This is a genomic window from Micromonospora sp. PLK6-60 (assembly GCF_019890675.1).
Classification (GTDB): domain Bacteria; phylum Actinomycetota; class Actinomycetes; order Mycobacteriales; family Micromonosporaceae; genus Micromonospora.
Map to the genome: position 1 here is coordinate 171,750 of NZ_JAIOAA010000002.1, position 20,807 is coordinate 192,556.

Below are 20,807 nucleotides of genomic sequence, written 5' to 3' on the forward strand. Positions count from 1 at the left end.
GGCCCCGGGGCGGGTCGGGCGGGGGCCGGGGAGGGGTGCGGGGGTGGGCTACGGTGGCCGGCATGTCGCCGGGGGTTGAGGTCGTCGTGGGGGTGCTGGGCGTCGTCGGGGTGGTGCTGCTGCTCGTGTTCGGGCGGGGCTCGTGGCGGCCTCGGGAGCTGGGGGCACCGGGGCGGACCGCCGAGGAGGGGCAGGCCGAGGTGCTGCGGCTGGTCCGGGACGGGCGCACGGTCGAGGCGGTCAAGGTGCTGCGTCAGCAGACCGGGCTGGGGCTGCTGGAGGCCAAGCGGGCGGTGGATCTGCTGGCGGCCGGCGGCAGCTGGCCACCTGGGGCCGCGCCACCCGGGAACGGCGTCGCCGGCCGGGCCGGTGTCGCGGACGGGGCCGGTGTGGTGGACGGGGCGCACCTTGACGACGGGGTGCGGGCCGAGGCCGCCCGGCTCGCCCATGGCGACCGGAAGATCCAGGCGATCAAGCTGGTGCGCGAGCACACGAACTGGACGCTGGCCGAGGCGAAGCGGTACGTGGACGGCCTCTGACCGCCGCCTGCCGGGCCGGGCCGCACCGTCAGGCCGGGGCTGCCCGGTCATGCGCGAGCCGTCCGGCCATGCGCGAGGCGCCCGGCCAGGCGCGGGCGGCCGGTCAGGCGCGAGGCGTCCGGTCAGGCGCGGGCCGCGCGGACGGCCCGCCACCGGCTCAGCGCCAGCGTGGCCGAGTAGCCGGCCAGGACGATCACGTGGAAGAGGTAGAGCCAGAGCAGGATGGCCACCGCGGCGCCCACCGCGTCGAACCCCCCGAACGGGACGCCCAGGTCGAGCGGGAGCGAGCAGAACAGCACGAAACCGTGCAGGAAGCCGGAAAGGTTCGCCGCGGTGAACGAGCCGAGCGCCAGCGTCGACAGCCAGTCCGGGGAGGCCGGCCCGACCACCCGGAACACCCACATCAGCACCGGCGTGAGCACCAGCCACACCGCCAGGAAGGACAGCACGACGCCGAGCGCGCCGATCCAGCCGCCCTGGCGGACCAGCCGGGTGGTCAGCGGCAGCGCGATGAGGATCGACAGCAGCAGCGCCGGGGCCGGGGCGAGCAGCGGGAGCAGCAGCAGCCGGCCGCGCCAGCCGACCAGCGACTCATCCGTGCCGCCGGGCAGGGCCACCGAGACGAACGCCCGGCGCAGGCCCTCGCCGTACAGCGAGGCGGGCAGCAGCGACGCCAGCGCCAGCAGCGGGGTCAGGCCCAGGCCGCCCTCGACCAGGGCGGCGACCGCCCGGTTGGCGCCGATGTCGGCGGGCAGGGTGTCGATCGCGTACGAGGTGAGCCGGCGGACCTTGTCGTCGCCGGCGAGCAGCCCGGTCATCCAGATGGCGAGCAGGGCCACCGGCACCACGGCGATCGCCCCGTAGAAGGTGATCGCGGCGGCGTGCAGCGACAGGTCCCGACCGCGTACCGGCCGGAACGCGCCCCTGGTGATCCGTTTCGCCCGCTGCCACCCCGTACCCATCGCGATCTTCTTCCCCGCGCGGTGGCCCGGTACGCATTACGATCGCGCGTCATGACCGTCCTCACCACCGACCGGCTGCTGCTGCGCGACTGGACCGACTCCCCGGCCGACCTGGCCCGGATCTACGACATCTACTCCCGGGCGGAGGTCGTCCACTGGTTGAACGCGGCCGGCCTGCCGCTGACCGCGCCGGAGCAGGCGGCCGGGCGGCTGGCGATGTGGCGGGCCCGGCACGCCGACCACGGCGACCGGTACGGGACCTGGGCGATCGAACGGCGCGACACCGCCGAGGTCGTCGGGACGCTGCTGCTCAGGCCGCTGCCCGGCCGGGACGAGGGGGTGCTGACCGACGACATCGAGGTGGGCTGGCACCTGCACCCCGACTCGTGGGGGCACGGCTACGCCACCGAGGCGGCCCGGGCGGCGGTGGAGCGCGAGCTGAGTCTGGGCGCCGCCGAGGTCCTCGCGGTGGTGGCGCCGGGCAACGAGGCGTCGATGGCGGTGGCCCGGCGCCTCGGCATGAGCCACGTGGGCCGGCGCACCGACTGGTACGGCGGCGAGTTGTTGGAGACCTTCGTCCGCCGCCGCCCGGCCTGAGCGCCCGCTGGACGACCCGACCGGGCCTGATCGGGGATGGCTCGGCCTGACCGGTCGGGCCTGATCGGTGATGGCCCGGGCGGACCGTCGGGCCGGAACGGGACGGGCCCGAGCAGGTGATCCTGCTCGGGCCCGTCATCCGTCCGGGGCGGTCGTCAGCCGAAGCCCTTCATCCCGCTCCAGTTGTCGCCCAGCACCGTCTTCACCGGCGCGTTCGTGTTGGTGGTGGACGGGTGGTAGACCACCATCGTGCCGTCCGCCCCCTTGCGGGCCCACAGGTCCGGGATCCGGTCCCCGTTCACGTCGGGGATGCCGATGACGGCGCTGATGTTGGCCTCCGTCCAGTTCGTGCCGTAGGAGACGTCACCGCTGCGGGAGGCGGCGGCCGACTTGAGCGAGTCGAGGCTGACGCTGCCCGCCACCGTCCCCGGCTTGCCGTGCCGGATGTAGAAGGTGCCGGCGTCCAGGTTGCGCCAGAGCATGTCCGGCGTGCCGTCGAGGTCGACGTCGGCCACGTTGACGATCTCCCGGCGGGCCCACGCGGTGCCCTCCATCAGGGTGGCCTCCTGGAAGCTCGCCCCGGTGTAGCCGCTCAGCGTCCAGAACGCGGTGCCGGCCCGCAGCACCAGGTCGGGCAGCTTGTCGCCGGTGATGTCGCCGACCGCCTTGAGCTGCGTCCAGGTGTCCGGTGCGGGGGCGTTGGCCGGCAGCAACACCCGCAGCCGCTTGTCGACGTTGAAGCTGCCGTACCCGTCACCGGGGTAGAGCCAGAACCCGCCGTCGGGGGTGCGGGCGAACAGGTCGGTCGAGCCGTCACCCGGGTACGCGTCGCCGTGCTTGGCGATCAGCGCCGCCCTGCCGCTGGCCGGGTCGAACCAGTGGCCGGCCGGGTTGAGCGCGCCCTTGTCGTCGTAGGAGGCGTACTGCCAGGCGTACAGCTCGCCGTCCACGTCGCCGGCGTAGTTGCGCAGCCGGCCGCCGGAGTCGATGAGCAGCAGGTCGACGATGCCGTCGCCGCCGGTGTCACCGGGGCTGTCCGCCACGTCCCTCGGCGGCACGTAGAACCAGTAGTCGGTGCGGGCGCTGCGGTTGCCCACCGCGTCGTACGCGTACACGTGCAGGGTGGTCGGGCCGGCGTGCCGCGGCGTCAGGTCGGGCACGGTGGCCTTGCCGCTGCTGGCGGTCACCTCCTTGGCGCCGATGCCCTCGAAGGCGTAGCTGAACTTGGTCGCCCCGGTGGCGGTGAAGGTGATCGCGCCCTTCTGGCCGAACTTCACCGTGGCCCAGGTGGCCCCGTCCGGGGTGGCCTCCTTGAACACGTCGCTGGTGACCTCGGGCGCGGGCGGGGCGGAGGCGTCGATGGTGAACCGGCACGGCTCGGTGCCCGGCGGGAAGTACGTCGACGACTCGCCGCCGGAGTCCTCGGAGCGCACGTCCCACGAGTAGGTGGCCTTGTCCTCCAGCGTGGTGGAGGGGATGGTGACGGTGCCCTTGCCGCTGCTCAGGCTGGTGACCAGGGTGCCCGCCGGCACCGTGCCGCCGGTCTTCCACCAGCGGAAGCGCAGGCCCTTCAGGTTGCCGTCGGGGTCGCTGCCGGTCGCGGTCAGCACGATGTTGGTCTTGGCGATCGTCACCCCGTTGCCGGGGCCGGGCACGCACGCGCCGCCGGGCGTGGTGGTGCCGCCGGTCGGCTCCTTCGGCGGCCGGTTGTAGGTGACGGAGAGCTCGGCGGAGGTGGCCCGGAACTTGCGCCAGGTGTACTTGTCGGTCTCACTGGTGGCGCGCATGCCGAGGGTGATGCTCGACGCGCCGCCGTCCGCGCCCACCTGGGCGGCTTCGAGCACGTTGAAGCTCACGTAGTCGTCGGCGCAGCTGCTGCTGTAGCCGAACGCGAAGCTCTTGCGCTGCTGCTCCTTGGTCCAGCTCGGCTGCTTGTTCCAGGTGGTGCCGGTGGAGATGGCCCCGGTGCGCCAGAGCTGGATCTCCCGGCCGGAGCAGGACCACGAGTAGTTGTTCAGCACCTTGAAGGTGGCCGAGCTGATCGTGGCGCCCTTGAGGGTGCTGCTGTAGCCCATCCGCCAGAAGGAGCGGGCGGTGCCACCGGTGTCGGACTCGTAGCCCACCCGGGCGTCGGAGGTCCCGCCGTTGAAGTTGGTGCCGTTCCAGTAGTTGCTGTTGGGGTACGGCTTGTAGGCGAAGGTCCACGCCGACTCGCCGCTGGTGAGGGTCGGGTCCAGGAAGACGGGGAAGCGCACGTCGGCGCGGCTGAGCAGCCCGCTGGCGGCGGCGTCCAGGCGCAGCAGCGCGTCGCCGGTGCCGTCCCGGTCGAGGCGGGTGGGGATGGGCGCCTGGCGGGCGCCCGGCTCGATGCCGCTGAGACCGGAGAGCTTCAGCACGTCCGCCGGGCTGGCCACGGCGGTGCGCGGGGCGCTGCCCGGCTCGGCGTCGGGGTCCCGGCCGGAGGAGTCCCACCCGAACGGGGTGGGGATCGAGCCGATCTCCTTGCCGGCGCGGTCCAGGGCCCGGACGCCGCCGGTGTCCGGGTCGTGCCGGAAGACCAGGGTCGCCGAGCGCAGGCCGTAGCCGAGGGTGCGCACGGCCGCCAGGGTGCCGGCCGACCGGTCCTTGACGATCAGCAGCTGCGCGAAACCGCCGGTCTCGCGGGCGACCACCAGCAGGTCCACCCCGGAGCGTACGTTCGGGTAGAGCGCGCGCGGGCCGTCGAGCACCGGCTCCGGCAGCGGGCCGGGCCAGACGTACGCGATGGTGTGGCCGTCGACGTCCATCTCGGCCAGCACGTTGTCCTCGCCCTTGCCGCCGCCGGAGAAGCGGACCGGGGTGGGCGGGTTGGCCGGGCGGACGCCGAGGTCGCCGCCGGTGCGGGTCAGCGTGGTGTCGATGTCCGCCCACCGGCCCGCGGCGTCGCGCGCCCGGCGGGGCGCGGCGTGGAACGTGGTGCGCAGCTGGCCGTCGGGCAGCGCCCAGGTCTGCGAGGTGGCGGTGGTGGCGGTCTCCACCAGCACCTCCTTGCCGCTCCGGCGGGCGTCGGCCACGGCGACCACCTCGTCGCGCGGCCCGGTGGGCGCCGGCGCGGCGGCGGTGGTCACCTCCTGCGGCTCGTCCGACCCGAGCCACCAGGGCAACGGGGCGGCGACGAGTGCGGCCAGTGCGAGGCCCAGGGTGATGGTCAGCCTGGTGCGCGTGCGTACGAAGGGACTGAGCAGGCGAGGCACGGTCACGGCGGTCCACTCCCGTGGGGGCCAGGGGACAGGGAAAGGCGACGACGAACGGCCCCGGTCGGCGGGGCCGAGGGGCAGAACGCGGGCACACGATCGCACGCCGCCAGGGGTTCATGTCGCCCCGTGACCGTTATGAATCCGTTATGTGCGGAGCGTGACCGTCCGATGTGGTGCCGGAAATTGATCATGCGTCCGGATTTGGTCCCACCGAATGCGGGACATGGGGGGATCTGGCCCTTTGGTGGCAACGCTTCCGATGTGACGGCTTCTTGCCCTAAAGAGACAGTGGCGCAGGTCACTTCGACGGCGGTCTAGTTACTCTCCGTTGCCTTGAGTGGGCGGCTCCTCCTGACGCAGAGTGCTCACGCACGTGCCCAACCGGCGCGTGTCCTGCTGCGGTTTTCCGCGCCCTCTTTTCGTTCTCGCGCTGGGTGGGAGTCGACGCGTATGCCTGGTACCGGTTTGCTGTCCCGGCGGTGGCCTGGCCGGGGGATCCCGACGGAGCCCGGTCGCCGTGCCCGGCGGCGTCGCGCCCGTACGGCCACGACCATGGCCCTGTCCATCACCCTGATCGCCACGATGCTGCCGGCGCCCGCCTGGGCGGTTCCCGGCGCCGGCATGAGCCGTGAAGGGCTCACCCTCCCGGGCATCCCGGCCAGCGAGCAGGTCGGCGAGGACGAGAGCGGCGAGAAGAACCTGACCACCGCGGACGAGGTCCCGGTCGAGCCGTACGAGCCGCAGGCCGTCACCCCGTGGCAGCAGGACAGCGGCGTGGTCGACCTGACCGGCGTGGCGGCCGGCGACTCCGTGCCGGTCGACGACCTGCCGGTCGCGCTCGGCGTGCCCGAGGGCGCCGACCCGGCCGCCCTGGCCGGCACCTGGAGCGTCGACCTGGCCGCCCCCGAGGCGTCCCAGGACGCCGGCGTCTCCGGCCTGATCATGAAGATCACCCCGCCGGACACCGCCGACCCGGCGGCCGAGGTCGCGCTCAGCGTGGACTCCACGCCCTTCGTCGACCTGTACGGCCCGCAGGCCGCCGACCGCTTCGGCGCGGTGCTGCTGCCCAACTGCGTCTACGACTCGCCCGAGACCGGCGACTGCGCCCCGGACGGCGGGGAGGAGCCGCCCGCGCCGCTGCGCACGCTGGCCAGCGACGTGGAGCTGGTGCCCGGCACGGAGGCCGGCTTCCGGGCCACCGCCGCCGGGGACGAGCCGACCCGGCGGGTCATCACCAGCACCGTGCCCGTCGGCCCGCTGCTCACCGGCCAGGACGCCGGGGAGACCGGCGCCCGTTCGCTCGGCGCGGCGGCGACCGACCCCAACGTCGTCGGCGTGCTGGACACCGGCGCCTCCTCCGGTGGCGACTTCACCGCCACCCCGCTGCTCTCCTCGGGTTCCTGGGCGGCCGGCGCCTCGTCCGGCGCGTTCACCTACTCGTACCAGGTGCAGGTGCCGGAGACCGCCGGCGGCCTGATGCCGAAGGTGGCCCTGGCGTACTCCTCGCAGTCCGCCGACGGTCGCACCTCCGCCACCAACAACCAGGCCTCCTGGATCGGCGAGGGCTGGGACTACAACGCCGGGGCGATCACCCGCAGCTACGCGAACTGCCGGCAGGACTCCAAGAAGACCGGCGCCAACAACAAGGACCACCGCACCGCCGACCTCTGCTGGGGTTCGGACAACGCCACCCTGTCGCTGGCCGGGATGACCACCGAGCTGGTCTGGGACAAGAGCAAGCAGAGCTGGTTCACCGCCAACGGCGACGGCTCCACGGTCGAGCTGAAGAAGAACACCGCGCTGGCCAACGGCGACGCGGACGGCGAGTACTGGGTGGTCACCACCCGGGACGGCACCAAGTACCACTTCGGTCTCAACCGCCTGCCGGGCTGGTCGGACAACGGCTCCGCCGCCGACGACCCGGTCACCAACTCGGTGCTCACCGTGCCGGTGTACGGCAACCACGTGGACGAGCCCTGCTACCAGGGCGCCGGGACGGACAAGTGGAAGGCGTCCTCCTGCACCCAGGCCTGGCGCTGGTCGCTCGACTACGTCGAGGACGTCCACGGCAACGCGATGAGCTTCTGGTGGGCCAAGGAGAAGAACTGGTACGCCAAGAACTTCAACTTCAAGGCGCCGGTCGAGTACGACCGGGGCGGCTACCTCACCCGGATCGACTACGGCCAGCGGCGCGACAGCCTGTTCTCGGCCGAGGCGCCGGCCCGCATCCGCTTCGAGGTGGCCGAGCGGTGCTACGCCGAGGGCGGCCTCGCCTGCACCGACGCGAACTTCGCCGCCAAGGACCCCGGCAAGTACCGCATCTGGTACGACACCCCGGCCGACCTGCGCTGCGAGTCCGGCAAGAAGTGCTGGAACGCCGGTCCTTCGTTCTTCAGCCGTAAGCGGCTGGACAAGATCAGCACGTCGGCCCAGCGGCGCACCGACACCACCGCCCGCCAGGTGGTCGACGAGTACCAGCTCAAGCAGTCCTTCCCGATCCTGCGGACCGGCCCGAACACGGCGCTCTGGCTGGAGTCGGTCACCCGGACCGGCTACGGCCGCAACGGCACCACCGACGCGAAGGTCACCCTCAACCCGGTGCGCTTCGAGCCGAACGTCGAGGACATGCCGAACCGCGTCAAGCGGGACCACCGCCCCGGCTTCTCCCGGCTGCGCATCGCCCGGGTCATCAACGAGTACGGCGGCGAGACGGTCGTCACCTACCAGCAGCCCACCGGGGACTGCGCCACCGGCACCGGGCTACCCGGCAAGGCGGACACCGCCGAGCTGAAGGCCAACACCCGGCTCTGCTACCCGTCCTTCTGGCATCCGGACCCGGACGCCGAGCAGATCGACTGGTTCCACAAGTACGTGGTGGAATCCGTCGAGGAACTGCCAAACGTGGACGGCGCGTACAGCACCCTCACCCGGTACGCCTACGCCAAGGCCGGCTGGAAGCTCGCCGAGCAGGAGTTCACCAAGAAGTCCACCCGCACCTGGTCGCAGTTCGCCGGCTTCGAGCAGACCACCGTCGTCACCGGCGTGGACGACCCGACCATCGGCAGCAAGCGGACCAAGGCGGTCACCCGCTACTTCCGCGGCATGGGCGACGCGGTGTCGATGAAGGACATCACCGGCGCCGAGATCGCCAAGGACCGTGAGCCGTTCGCCGGCCGGGTCGCCGAGGAACTCACCTACGCCGACGCGGACGACGCCGACACCAACTGGCTCACCCGCAGCGTCACCTTCCCGGCCGCGCAGCTGCTCGCCAGCCGCACCCGCGACGACGGGCTGACTCCGCTGGAGGCGTGGCGGGTCACCGAGCCGCGCCAGGTCTCGTACACGAAGTCGTCGGGCACCGGCGACGACACCCGCACGCTGCGCACCGTCGAGACGAAGACCACCTTCGAGACCACGTACGGCCTGCCGACGCAGATCGAGTCGCTGGGTGACACCGGCAAGACCGGCGACGAGTCCTGCACCTTCCTGGAATACCAGCACCAGACCGACAAGAACCTCATCGGACTGACCAGCCAGGTCCGCACCAGCCCGACCGCGTGCGGCGCGGCCACCTTCGACAACCTGAAGACGCTCAGCTCGGCGACCCGGGTCGCCTACGACAGCCAGTCGTACGGCACCGCGCTCGGTGCGACGACCCGTGGCCTGGCCACCCAGACCTGGTCGCTGAAGGGCGACGGCTCGGGCTTCCAGAGCGAGGGCACCACCGGATTCGACGCCATCGGGCGGGTCGTCTCGGGTACGGACCCGGACGGCAAGACCTCGACGATCACCTACACCCCGGCCACCGGCCAGGCGTTCAGCGTCACCGAGCAGAACCCGCTCGGGCACAAGCAGACCCAGGAACTGGACCCCGGCCGCGCGGTCACCATCAAGACCACCGACATGAACAACCGGGTAAGCGAGGCGAGGTACGACCCGCTCGGCCGGCTGGTCGAGGGCTGGGCGCCTGGCCGTACCCCGTCACCCGCGGCCGTGCCGGACTTCAAGGCGGAGTACGCCACCCCGCCCGGCAAGCCGCCGTACATCACCACCTTCAGCCGGGGCCACGAGGGCCGCACCCAGACCTCGGTCACCCTCTTCGACGGCCTGGGCCGGGAGCGGCAGTCCCAGGAGGAGGCCACCGGCGGCGGCCGGCTGATCACCGACACGCTGTACAACAGCTCCGGTGAGGTGTGGCAGACCAACAACGCCTACTTCACCGAGGGCTCCCCGGTCGGCACGCTGTTCACGCCGCTGGCCGACACCGCCGTGCCGAACGCCACCCGCTACACCTACGACGGCCTTGGCCGGGTCACCCAGGAGCTGCCGGTCCTGCGCGGCGTCGACCAGCCGGCGCGGGCCACCCTCTACACCTACGGCGCCGACCACTCGTCGGTGATCAACCCAGCCGGCGCCGCCTCCTACCGTCTGTTCAGTGACGCGCTGGGGCGGACCAGCCGGCTGGACACCTTCACCGACGCCGGTCGCAGCACGTTCACCTCTATGCGGTACGAGTACGACGCGCGAGGCCAGTTGGCGAAGGCGACCAACTCCGCCGACCCGAGTCACCCGTGGTCGTGGTCGTACGACCAGCGGGGACGGCTGCTGACGGCGGCCGACCCGGACGCGGGCTCCACTCGGATCACCTACGATCATCGGGACCGGCAGCTGACTGTCACCAACGCTCGTGACGTCACGGTCTGGTACGGCTACGACGAACTGTCCCGCCCAAGGCAGCAGCGACTCGGCAGCAGTGCCGGTGCGCTCCTGGCCGAGTACACGTACGACACCGTGGCCGGGGGCAAGGGCCTGCCCGCGACCGCCACCCGCTACACCGACGGCCTGCCCTATACGCAGTCCATCGGCGGCTACACCAACGACTACCAGCCGACGTCGACCACACTGACGTTGCCACAGTCGGTCGCCGACACCTGGGGGTTGCCGGCCTCCTACCGGTACGACTACACGTACACCGACACCGGCCTGCTGGAATCGACCAGTCTGCCCGCTCTAGGCAGCCTGCCGGCCGAGAAGATGCTCGTCCGCTACACCAAGGACGGCCTGCCGCTGTCGGTTTCCGGCAAGGACTGGTACGGCTCAGAAACGGTCTACTCGCCGTACGGGCAGGTCCTGCGCTCGACCCTGGGCGCGCAGCCGTACCGGGTGTGGACCATGGCCAGTTACGACGACGCCAGCGGCGCCCTCACCGACCAGCAGGTCTATCGCGAGCAGACCGGCGACAAGTCGCTGGTCGGCGGGAACCTCGTCTCGCACCGTTCCTACTGGTACGACAACGCGGGCAACGTCACGTCGATCCGTGAGCGCTCCCTCGGCATCGAGGAGCGGCAGTGCTTCCGGTACGACACGGTGGGCCAGCTGACCACGGCCTGGACCGCCAAGGACCAGGCGTCCTGCCAGGCCGACCCGGCCGGTGCCACCGTGGCGGCCGGCCCGGACAACGCCGGGTACTGGCAGCAGTACGAGTACGACCTGCTCGGCAACCGCAAGAAGCTGGTGGAGAAGGACCTGACGGGCAACACCGCCAAGGACGCCACCACCACCTACACCTACGGCAAGGTCGACGGCAGTCAGCCGCGCACGCTGACCAAGGTGAGCAAGAGCTACGTGACCCCGGCGGGGGCGGCGGTCACCGCCGCGGCGGAGCGGCTGTACGAGCTGACCGGTGAGACGAAGTCGGTCACGTCAGTGGAGAACGGCGACCAGCAGACGCTCTCCTGGACCTACGACGGCCAGGTCGAGCGGATCGCCGGCCAGGGCGGCAAGGGCAAGACCGCCTATCTGGGTCCGGCGAACAAGTGCATCGATCTCACCGGCGGCCTCGCGGCGGCCGACCAGCCGATCCAGCTGTACTCGTGCAACGAGTCGGTGGCCCAGAAGTGGACCTTCAACCCGGCCCCGGGGCAGGGCAACGCCAACCTGGGCACCCTGTCGGTCTACGACAACTGGTGCGTACAGCCGGCCGCCAACACGGCCGGCTCGGCCTTCCGGGTGCAGAAGTGCGACGGGTCGGCCGGGCAGCGCATCGAACGCACCGCATCCGGTCAGCTCAAGCACACCGCGTCCGGCCTCTGCCTCGCGGTCAAGGACGGGGCGACGGCGAACGGCACTCCACTCGTGCTGGCGACCTGCGACAGCGCCGCGGCGGCGCAGCAGTGGGCGGCGCAGAACGAGACCCGGCACATCTACGGTCCCGACGGTGGCCGACTCCTGACCCTGCAGGACCGACAGGCCACGCTGCGCCTCGGCGAGTCCCAGCTCACCGTGCAGAAGGGCGGGGTGCTGGTCAACAGCCAGCGCGCGTACACGGCGCCTGGTGGCTCGGTGTTGCGCTACTCGTACGGCACGGCGGCGTCGACGCTGGTCGCCCTGGCCGGTGACCATCAGGGCAGCCCGTATGCGGAGGTGGCCCTCAACGGCGGCATGGCCACCCGGATCCGCAAGCAGGATCCGTTCGGCAACCAGCGGGGCACCGACCCGCTCGGTATCAACATGAAGACGCCGACCGGTTTCCTCGGCGCGGTCCGCGACGACGCCTCCGGCTACACGCCGCTCGGTGCCCGCCTGTACGACCCGGCCGTAGGCCGCTTCCTCTCCGTGGACCCGATCCTGGACGTGGGAGACCCCGCGCAGGCGAACGGGTACTCCTACGCCCACAACAACCCGGTGACGTTCTCCGACCCGAGCGGTCTGTCGGTCTCGCTGAACGCCTCGGAGATGGCGGCGGCGCTGGCCGGCGCCGGCCTGTCGGCCGCGCAGGTGGCCCAGGCGCAGTCCACCATGGGCCGCTCGCTGATGTCGGTGATCCTCGACTCGGCCTGGTACATCCTCAAGGAGTTCATCGGGATCAACGACGCCATCAACTGCTTCGGCGGGGACATGTGGTCGTGCGGCAGCCTCATCATCGGGGCGATTCCATGGGCGAAGCTCGGCAAGATCCCGGCCGTCATCAAGGCCGTAAACCGGGTCATCGACGCGATCCAGGCATGGCGCGTGGCGAAGAAGGCGGCTGAGGCGGTCCTGGCGGCGGCCAAGGCGGCGGAACGGGCGGCGCTCAACGCTAAGAAGGCGGCGATCGAGCGCGCGAAGAAGGCAGCGCAGGCCGCGAAGAAGAAGGCGGCCGAGAAGGCCAGCACGACGAGTAATCGCGCTGCTCAAGCCACGAAGAAGACCGGCAACCCAGTCCAGAAACAGGCTCAGGCGAGGGCCAACCCGAAGGGCTCCTCCGCCGCCTCCGGCAGCAGCCGGAAGCCGACCGGCGGTGGCAAGAGCTCCGGCGGTGGCAAGAGCTCCGGCGGTGGCAAGGAGACGTCCAAGCCGGGGGGCAGCTCGGGCGGATCCGCGCGCAGCAACGGCGGTTCCAGCGGTGGTGGCGGCACCGGACGCGCCGGCGGCGCCGACTCGTGCCTGAGGAACAGCTTCGTCCCGGGCACCAAGGTGGTCATGGCCGACGGCTCCACCAAGCCGATCGAGGACGTGAAGCCGGGCGACAAGGTCAAGGTCACCGATCCCGAGACCGGCCGCACCAAGGCGGAGACGGTCACCGCAGCGATCAAGGGTGACGGCGTCAAGCACCTGGTAAAGGTCACCGTCGACACCGACGGGGCGCGGGGCCCGGCTACCGCCGAGGTCACCGCCACCGCCGGCCACCCGTTCTGGGTGCCGGAGCTCGGCGAGTGGATCCACGCGACCGACCTGCGCTCCGGCCAGTGGCTGCGGACCAGCGCGGGGACCCGCGTGCAGATCACGGGGGTGGAGCGTTGGACCACCCCGCGCGCCGTCGTACACAACCTGACCGTCGCCAACGTCCACACGTACTATGTGGTGGCCGGCAGCTCTCCGGTGCTGGTCCACAACTGCGAGTGGACGAGTGACGGAAACCTGTTCGATCACTTCGACAAGCACGTGCAGGGTGTCGGCAAGGAGGGCGGCGTCGGGGACATGAAGAACTTCCTGGACGACGCCAACGGGGACGTCGACCTGGCCCTGGAGGCATACGAGAACGCTTCCCGGAACTTCATGTGCACCTGCAAGGGGATGAACGTTCCGGAGGGCGTGAAGCAGCAGTTCCGCGACTCGGACGGCGCGTTGGTGCGCGTCAACATCAACACCGGGGAGTTGGGCGTGCTCGGCGACAACGGGATCGTCACCTACTTCAGAGCCGACAATCCTCTTGCCGAATACCTCAAGGAACTCGGAAAGTAGCGACGTGTTCTTCGGCCCCGGCGAGCTGGTCGGCTGTTTGAGTCGGTTTCTGGAACCGACGTCGAACGGTCGTCGACCGGCTCGCCGGGTGGCCTTCACGGCCCTCGCCGCCCGGGACTGCGTTGAGGGAGTGCTCACCCGGCACCATCCCTCCGCCCAGCGGCTACGGGATCGGACAGAGGGCTTCGACGAGACCCTCGGTGTGCTCGCATCGGGTGCCGCGACAGGTGTCGGTTGGTGGTGGGCGGCCCTGCCACCGCCCCCCGTCCGCCCTCCCGAGGTGGGGTCCGCCGGGCTGTCCGCTGTGGTCGATTTGATCTGGACGGCTTGCGTCCGGGCGGGTCTGGCACCCTTCGACGAATTGACCTTCGGCCTGCCGGTCGACGGCGAGTTCGCCGGTCGCCTGCGTTTCGACGTGGTCACCGTCGACCCGGTCGTCATCCGTCCCTGGGTCGACCTGAGTCTCGTCCCGGTCGAGCACGCCTATTACGAACTGCTTGGGGCGGCGCCGCCGGAAGTGTTCACGTCGACCGCCAGTGCAGCGGTCGGACGCCTCCGGCCGGTCGGCGTGCACATCACATCCCGGGCGGGCACCGAGGCGACGGCCGCGACCGTCAGTCGCCACGTCGAGGCATTCCTCGACGTCCTGGCCGGGATGTCGGGCCTCTCGTCCCTGGAGGAGCTGTGGCGATCCGGGCGTCATGGCACCTCCCGACACGGCGAGTGGCGCCCGCCGCTCGCGCTTGCTGTCGACGGGAGAATCGGCGAGGCGAGGACGGCGCTGCGGGAGTTGGTCGCGCGGACCGCGCGACGTCCGCACAGCAGGGCGGCACACGAGAACAGGCGATTCGCCGGGTGGCTCGTTGATCGGTATCTCGACCGGGCGTCATGACCCGCCGTCCGCGTGTCCCGTCCCGTGCTGATGCCACGGTCGGGTCCAGCCGATGAACCGGGCGAAGAACTCCGCCGGATTCACCTCGTCGGGCCGTACCCGCAGCCGGTCGGCCACCGCGTCGTGCAGCAGCGTGCAGAGATAGACGGCCAGCCCGGGCCGGTCGTCGGCGTAGTCGGCGCGCAGGGCCAGCTTCGCCGGCTGGCAGGGCCACGGCGCGGCGCACACCCGGCAGCGCCAGGTCGGCCGGGCGGCGACGTGCCGCCGCAGGTCGGCGAGGGAGACGCTCATCCCTGGTCACCGGCCGCGCCCCGGCGCAGCGCCGCGACCCGGACCAGCGCGGTCCGGGTACGCCCACCGGCCGCCTCGGTGCCGTCGGGTCGCAGCTCCACGCCGGTCAGCTCCACCCATTCCAGTTGGGGATGGTCCAGCCCGGCCGGCTCCCGGGTGACGCGCAGCCGCAGCGGCCCGACGCCGTAGCAGTAGTCCGCCTCGGGCACGGTCACTGTTTGCCCGAGAAACGGAAAACGGTGGTCCATCGGCTTGCTCCCCTCGCCGCGCCTGCTCACACTCTGCTGTGGACGTGACTACGGTCGGAAGGTGCCGCGAGCCCTCATTGCCGCCTGTGCCGGTGGGGCGCGGCCCCGTGAACCGGCGGTGAGGATCGGGCGCGGCCGTGGTGACCGGCCGGCGCGTTGTGGTGACCGGGCACGGCTGTGGTGACCGGCGGGCGGGCTGTGGTGACTGGCGGGCGGGTTGTGGTGACCGGCGGCGGGCTGTGGTGGAGGTGTGATGGGCGACGAGCGGATGTCGACGCTGGAGTTCCTGGGCGCGGAGCTGCGCCGGGCCCGCCGGGCGAAGGGGCTCAGTCAGGAGGAGTTGGCCCAGCGGATCAGCTATTCGTCGTCGCTGGTGGGGATGGTGGAGATCGGCCACCGCACCCCGTCGCAGGACTTCGTCGCCCGGGTGGACGCGGCGCTGGAGGCCGGTGGCCTGTTCGAGCGGCTGCTCACCCTGGTCCGCGCCGACGCCGCACCGCCGTGGCTGCGGGAGTGGATCAGCGTGGAGCGGGAGGCGACGCTGATCCGCTGGTTCGAGCCGTCGCTGATCCCCGGCCTGTTGCAGACCGAGGCGTACGCCCGCGCGGTGCTGCGTGGCGGCCGGATGCTGCGGGAGAGCGAGGTCGAGCAGCGGTTGACGTCTCGGCTGGAGCGGCAGGCGATCCTGGCGCGGGAGAGCCCGCCGGAGGTGGTCGCGGTGGTCGACGAGGCGGTGCTGCGCCGGGCGGTGGGGGAGCCGGCGGTGATGGTGGAGCAGTTCGAGCACCTGCTCCGGCTGACCGAGCAGCCGCACGTGACCCTGCTCGTGGTCCCCGCCGACGCGGGCATGCACGCCGGCCTGGCCGGCCCGTTCATCCTGGCCCAGACCCCGGACGGCGGCGAGGTGGCGCACATGGACAGCGCACTGAAGGCGGACGTCACGGACCGGCCGGACGACATTGCTAGCCTGCGACGCAGATGGGAGAGCCTGCGGGCCGAGACGTTGCCCCGCCGGGCCTCCCGCGAGCTGATCCGGGGGTTGACCAAGTCATGGACCTGACCGGCGCGGTCTGGCGCAAGTCCACCCGCAGCGACAACGGCGGTTCGACCTGCGTCGAGGTGGCCACCAACCTGCCCGGCCTGGTCGGCGTACGCGACAGCAAGGACCGTCAGGGGCCGGTGCTCATCTTTCCGCCCGCCGCCTGGGCAAACTTCGCCCGTGCCACCGCCGCGGGATCCCTCGGCCCGGCCCGCTGAACGCGCCCGGGCGCGGCCGGCCCCGATCCATCGGACTCCGGCCGTGAGCCGCCCGGCCTGACGGCGTGCTGGCCCGATCGGTGGCGGACGCCCGCCCGGTCACGGCCGCACCCCGGCCGGGGTCAGCTCAGGTCAGAATCCGTAGCTGGGGCGACTCGTAGCTGTGCGCGAGCGGGGCGGCGCAGTGCCGGCAGGCTTCGGCGTGTGGTCGGGCGAGGTTCGTCTGGGTGGTGAACTCGCCGGCCTGGTCGTGCTCGGGGCAGTGGTAGCCGAGGTGGTGCCGGACCCACGGATGGTGGCTCAGGGCGTGGGCCGGCTGGTCGCGCTTCGCGTCGTGGAAGGGCGCCCACCAGTAGTCGACCACCGCCCGCAGGGTCGTCCGGTCCCGCTCGCGGGTGTGGTCGAACGTGGCGATGCGGGCGGCGGTGTAGTGCTCGCCGGTTTCCCGGGATCCGGAGCAGACCGCCCGTTCCGCGCCCAGCTCGAAGAGCGTGGTGCGCCCGGTGCGTTCGCAGACGAAGCAGTCCAGGCTGAGGGCGAGCCTGCTGCTCCAGTGCAGATTGTGGAAGGGCGAGCCCGGCACGGCGAGCACGGTCGTGATTTCGACGGATCTCAGCACGGCCCGCCCGCCTTCCCCCGCAGATCTTGGCGACTTTCCGTTCCGCACGAACGGTAACTGTCCAATATCTGCGGCGCGACGGTGCTGCCGGCGGGGCATCGGGGGCGGGGTGGGGACGCTAGGGTCGGCGGGCGTGGCGATCGAGTTCACGTATCAGCGGGACCGCGCGTACGCCCGGCGGCTCGCCCGCTCGACGAGCCGGCGACTGCGGATCACGTACGCCGGGTTCGGCGTGGTGGCGACCGGGGCCGGCCTTGGTGCGACGATCGCCGACCCGGGCTGGGCGGTCCTGTTCGGCCTGGCCGGCCTCGGGCTCGGGCTGGTCTACCTGCTCACGGCGCTGATGTTGCCGTGGCAGGTGGTCGGCCGGTCGCCCGCCGCCAGGTACCAGAGCTACACCTACCGGATCGACGACGACGGCATCGCCTGGTTGTCCGCCTCCGTCCGGTCCTGGGTGAGCTGGTCGGCGTTCACCCGGGTCACCGAGCGCCGCTCCTGCTATCTGCTCTGGCAGGACGGCGGCCTCGCCGCCTGGGACATCCCCCGCGCGCCGCTCACCCCGGAGCAGGACCGCTGGCTCGCCGCCCTGCTCGCCGAGCGGGTCCGCCCCGGCGCCGCCCGGACCGCCGCCGGGGCCAACGCCGGGGAAGCCGGCACGCCCTGACGGACAACCGGTGCGATTCGGCCGGTGGCGGGACAGCGCGACTAGGGTGGTCGGTAGCACGATGTTCCGCTGAGGGGGTGAGCCCGATGGCCCAGGCCGCATACGCGCCGGAGCCGGCACCCGGGTCGGCGTCCGAGTCGGTGCCCGAGCCGACCGGGCCGTCGTTCGACGTGCTGCGCTGGCGTGACGAGCCGTGGACCGCCCAGCTCGCCCTCGACCTGTTGCCGGAGACCAACGGTCCCAAGGTCGAGGTCCTGAGCGGAAGCGTGATCGTGACACCACATGCCGGATATGACCACCAGGATGCCGAACTCGACTTGGCCTACCTGCTCAAGCAGGCGGCCCGTCGGGCCAAGTTGTGGCTCTACCTCGAGGCCAACGTCGTTTCGGGGGACGACCTGTTCATCCCGGACATCGTCATCCTCAAGGTGGCGGGCGGCGGCCGGACGACGATGGATATCGGCCACGCCGTGTTGCTGGGTGAGATCGTGTCACCGGGCAACCGCCGGAAGGACGTGATCGACCGGCCGCGGGAGTACGCCGCCGCCGGCGTTCCCTACTTCCTCCGGGTCGACCTGCGGAACCGGGTTCCCACCATCGCGTTGTTCGAGCTGACCGACGGCGAATACCTCCCTGTTGCCGCCGCCGCAGCAGGGACGTCCTTCGTGATGAGGGAACCGTTCGAATTCCGGATCGATCCCGCCGACCTGCTCGGCGAGGAGGCCCCGGTCGAGGAGGGCCCCGTCGAGGACGGCGGCGGCGCGGGCTGAGGCTCCCCGGCGGGCGCACAGCCGGCTGGGGAAGAATGGCGCCGTGACATCTCCCCGCGCCCTCGTCCTGCTCGGCTCGACCGGTTCGATCGGCACCCAGGCCATCGACATCGTGCGGCGCAACCCGGACCGGTTCCGGGTGGTGGCGCTCGGGGCCGGCGGCGGCAACGTGGAACTGCTCGCCGCCCAGGCCCTCGAACTCGGCGTCGAGGCGGTCGGCGTGGCGAAGGCGTCCGCCGCCCAGGACCTCCAGCTCGCCTTCTATGCCGAGGCGAGCCGCCGGGGCTGGGCCACCGGCGACTTCAAGCTGCCCAAGATCGTGGCCGGGCCGGACGCCATGACCGAGCTGGCGCAGTGGCCCTGCGACGTGGTGCTCAACGGGGTGGTGGGCTCGCTGGGGCTGGCGCCGACCCTGGCCGCGCTTCGCTCGGGGCGTACCCTCGCGCTGGCGAACAAGGAGTCGCTGGTGGCCGGCGGCCCGCTCGTGAAGGCCGCGGTGCGGCGGCCGGGGCAGATCGTCCCGGTGGATTCGGAGCACTCGGCGCTGGCGCAGTGCCTGCGCGGCGGCACCCGGGGCGAGGTGCGGCGGCTGGTCGTCACGGCCAGCGGCGGGCCGTTCCGCGGCAAGCGGCGCGACGAGTTGACGCAGGTCACACCCGAGCAGGCCCTCGCCCACCCGACCTGGAACATGGGTCCGGTGGTGACGATCAACTCGGCCACCATGGTCAACAAGGCGCTCGAGGTGATCGAGGCGCACGAGCTGTTCGACGTGCCGTATTCCGACATCACCGTGATGGTGCACCCGCAGTCGGTGATCCACTCGATGGTCGAGTTCACCGACGGCTCGACCCTCGCCCAGGCCAGCCCGCCGGACATGCGGCTGCCCATCGCGCTCGGCATCGGCTGGCCGGACCGGGTGGCTGACGCCGCGACGGCGGTGGACTGGACCAGGGCGCACACCTGGGAGTTCGCCCCGCTGGACGACGAGGCGTTCCCGGCGGTGGCGCTCGCCAAGGCCGCCGGGGAGGCCGGGCGCTGCCGGCCGGCGATCTACAACGCCGCCAACGAGGAGTGTGTGGCGGCGTTCGTGGCCGGCCGGTTGCCCTTCCTCGGCATCGTCGACACCCTGCGGCGAGTGCTGGAGGACGCACCCGATTTCGCCGAACCAGGTACCGTCGAGGACGTGCTCGCGGCCGAGTCGTGGGCGCGCGCACACGCGCAGGAGATCATCGCGGGTTCGGTGGAAGGAGCTTGATGTCGTACCTGCTCGGGGTGGTGCTCTTCGCCCTCGCGATCCTCATCTCGGTGAGCCTGCACGAGGCGGGGCACATGGCCACCGCGAAGGCCTTCGGGATGAAGGTCACCCGCTACTTCGTCGGCTTCGGCCCCACCCTCTGGTCCATCAAGCGGGGCGAGACCGAGTACGGCGTCAAGGGCATCCCGCTCGGCGGCTTCTGCAAGATCGTCGGCATGACGCCGCAGGACGACGACGTCGAGCCGGCCGACCAGCCCCGCGCGATGTGGCGGTACCCGGTCTGGAAGCGGACGATCGTGATGTCCGCCGGCTCGGTCACCCACTTCGCGCTGGCCCTGATCGCGCTCTGGATCATGGCGGTCTCCGTCGGCCTGCCCAACCCCGCCTTCCCCACCACCGACGCCGAGGCCCGCCAGGAGCCGGCAGTGGTCGGGCTGGCCGAGTGCGTGGTGCCCGAGGCCACCGCCCGCGCCTGCCAGGCCGGCGACCCGGCCAGCCCCGCCGCCCAGGCGAACCTGCGCGACGGCGACCGGATCACCTCGTTCAACGGCACGCCGGTCGCCGACTACGGCGACCTGCTCGCCGCGCTGCGGGCCGCCAAGCCGGGCGAGCGCGCCGAGATCGGGTACGTCCGCGACGGCCAGCCGGCCACCACCAGCACCGTGCTGGCGACCACCCAGCGCCCGCCGCTGGACAACCCGGACGGCACGGTCGGCCCGGTCGCCGCGCTCGGCGTCGGCCTCCAGTTCACCACCCCCACCCGGGTCGCGTACGGGCCGATCGACGCGTTCGGGGCCACCGGCGACTACACCGGCCAGATGGCCGTCGGCACGTACGAGGCGATCAAGCGCATCCCGCAGAAGGTGCCCGCCCTGTGGACCGCCATCACCGGCGGCGAGCGGGACGTGGACACCCCGATCAGCGTGGTCGGCGCCAGCCGGCTCGGCGGCGAGGCGGTGGAGAACAACGCCTGGTACCTGTTCTTCATGTTGTTCGTGTCGCTGAACTTCTTCATCGGCGTGTTCAACCTGTTCCCACTGCTCCCGCTGGACGGCGGCCACATCGCCATCGCCTGGTTCGAGCGGGCCCGGACCTGGATCTTCACCCGGCTCGGCCGGCCCGACCCGGGGCGCGTCGACTATCTCAAGCTCATGCCCCTCACGTACGGGGTGATCCTGATCGGTGGCGCGTTCACGCTGCTGACGATCACCGCGGACGTCGTCAACCCCATCACGCTCTTCGCAAGGTGAGTGC

General features: G+C 71.7%; 15 protein-coding genes. 10 read left to right on the forward strand and 5 right to left on the reverse strand.

The genetic code is table 11. The annotated features are described in order from the left end of the window. Positions 1–62: 62 nt before the first annotated feature. Positions 63–539, forward strand: a complete 477-nt coding sequence (locus K7640_RS03790; protein ID WP_222953276.1) for a hypothetical protein — start codon at positions 63–65, stop codon at positions 537–539. A 122-nt stretch (positions 540–661) separates the two neighbouring features. On the opposite strand, the gene K7640_RS03795 is transcribed toward K7640_RS03790, so the two are convergent. Beyond that, positions 662–1,501: a YhjD/YihY/BrkB family envelope integrity protein gene (locus K7640_RS03795; RefSeq protein ID WP_222953277.1), complete on the reverse strand. Its 840-nt coding sequence runs from the start codon at positions 1,499–1,501 to the stop codon at positions 662–664. 51 nt (positions 1,502–1,552) lie between these two features. On the opposite strand from K7640_RS03795, the gene K7640_RS03800 reads away from it, so the two are divergent. Further along, on the forward strand, positions 1,553–2,098 hold the full coding sequence (locus K7640_RS03800; protein ID WP_222953278.1) for a GNAT family N-acetyltransferase: 546 nt from the start codon (positions 1,553–1,555) through the stop codon (positions 2,096–2,098). Positions 2,099–2,253: 155 nt separating this feature from the next. Here the strand turns inward: K7640_RS03800 and K7640_RS03805 are convergent, their stop codons facing one another. Beyond that, the gene (locus K7640_RS03805; RefSeq protein WP_222953279.1) at positions 2,254–5,337 is read right to left on the reverse strand and encodes a DNRLRE domain-containing protein; all 3,084 of its coding nucleotides are present in this window, start codon (positions 5,335–5,337) and stop codon (positions 2,254–2,256) included. Between the two features lie 447 nt (positions 5,338–5,784). Here K7640_RS03805 and K7640_RS03810 point away from each other — a divergent pair, with 447 nt between their 5' ends. Continuing rightward, positions 5,785–13,557, forward strand: coding sequence for a ricin-type beta-trefoil lectin domain protein (locus K7640_RS03810; protein WP_222953280.1), 7,773 nt, complete (start codon positions 5,785–5,787; stop codon positions 13,555–13,557). Between the two features lie 4 nt (positions 13,558–13,561). Beyond that, a complete protein-coding gene (locus tag K7640_RS03815; RefSeq protein ID WP_222953281.1) occupies positions 13,562–14,449 on the forward strand; it encodes a hypothetical protein in 888 nt (295 codons plus the stop codon). Here K7640_RS03815 and K7640_RS03820 read toward each other — a convergent pair. Both K7640_RS03820 and K7640_RS03825 read right to left on the reverse strand, forming a co-directional pair. Beyond that, on the reverse strand, positions 14,444–14,740 hold the full coding sequence (locus K7640_RS03820) for a hypothetical protein (RefSeq protein ID WP_222953282.1): 297 nt from the start codon (positions 14,738–14,740) through the stop codon (positions 14,444–14,446). The two genes, K7640_RS03815 and K7640_RS03820, sit on opposite strands and share 6 nt — an antisense overlap. Next, positions 14,737–14,988, reverse strand: a complete 252-nt coding sequence (locus K7640_RS03825; protein ID WP_222953283.1) for a hypothetical protein — start codon at positions 14,986–14,988, stop codon at positions 14,737–14,739. The genes K7640_RS03820 and K7640_RS03825 overlap by 4 nt, the downstream gene beginning before the upstream one ends. Before the next feature lie 253 nt (positions 14,989–15,241). Here K7640_RS03825 and K7640_RS03830 point away from each other — a divergent pair, with 253 nt between their 5' ends. Together K7640_RS03830 and K7640_RS03835 are read left to right on the forward strand one after the other, a co-directional pair. Further along, entirely contained in the window at positions 15,242–16,048 is an 807-nt protein-coding gene (locus K7640_RS03830) for a helix-turn-helix transcriptional regulator (protein ID WP_222953284.1), read from the forward strand. Then, entirely contained in the window at positions 16,039–16,245 is a 207-nt protein-coding gene (locus tag K7640_RS03835; protein WP_222953285.1) for a DUF397 domain-containing protein, read from the forward strand. The genes K7640_RS03830 and K7640_RS03835 overlap by 10 nt, the downstream gene beginning before the upstream one ends. A gap of 127 nt (positions 16,246–16,372) precedes the next feature. Here K7640_RS03835 and K7640_RS03840 read toward each other — a convergent pair whose 3' ends face one another. Continuing rightward, positions 16,373–16,864, reverse strand: coding sequence for a hypothetical protein (locus tag K7640_RS03840; RefSeq protein WP_222953286.1), 492 nt, complete (start codon positions 16,862–16,864; stop codon positions 16,373–16,375). Between the two features lie 133 nt (positions 16,865–16,997). On the opposite strand from K7640_RS03840, the gene K7640_RS03845 reads away from it, so the two are divergent. The 4 genes from K7640_RS03845 to K7640_RS03860 all read left to right on the forward strand — a co-directional run bounded on the left by K7640_RS03845 (position 16,998) and on the right by K7640_RS03860 (position 20,803). Beyond that, complete coding sequence (locus K7640_RS03845; RefSeq protein WP_222953287.1) at positions 16,998–17,528, forward strand: YcxB family protein; 531 nt, start codon at positions 16,998–17,000, stop codon at positions 17,526–17,528. 86 nt (positions 17,529–17,614) lie between these two features. Further along, complete coding sequence (locus K7640_RS03850) at positions 17,615–18,298, forward strand: Uma2 family endonuclease (protein WP_222953288.1); 684 nt, start codon at positions 17,615–17,617, stop codon at positions 18,296–18,298. Between the two features lie 43 nt (positions 18,299–18,341). Further along, positions 18,342–19,553, forward strand: coding sequence for a 1-deoxy-D-xylulose-5-phosphate reductoisomerase (gene dxr, locus K7640_RS03855; RefSeq protein WP_222953289.1), 1,212 nt, complete (start codon positions 18,342–18,344; stop codon positions 19,551–19,553). Then, positions 19,553–20,803, forward strand: coding sequence for an RIP metalloprotease (locus tag K7640_RS03860; protein ID WP_222953290.1), 1,251 nt, complete (start codon positions 19,553–19,555; stop codon positions 20,801–20,803). The genes dxr and K7640_RS03860 overlap by 1 nt, the downstream gene beginning before the upstream one ends. Positions 20,804–20,807 lie beyond the last annotated feature (4 nt).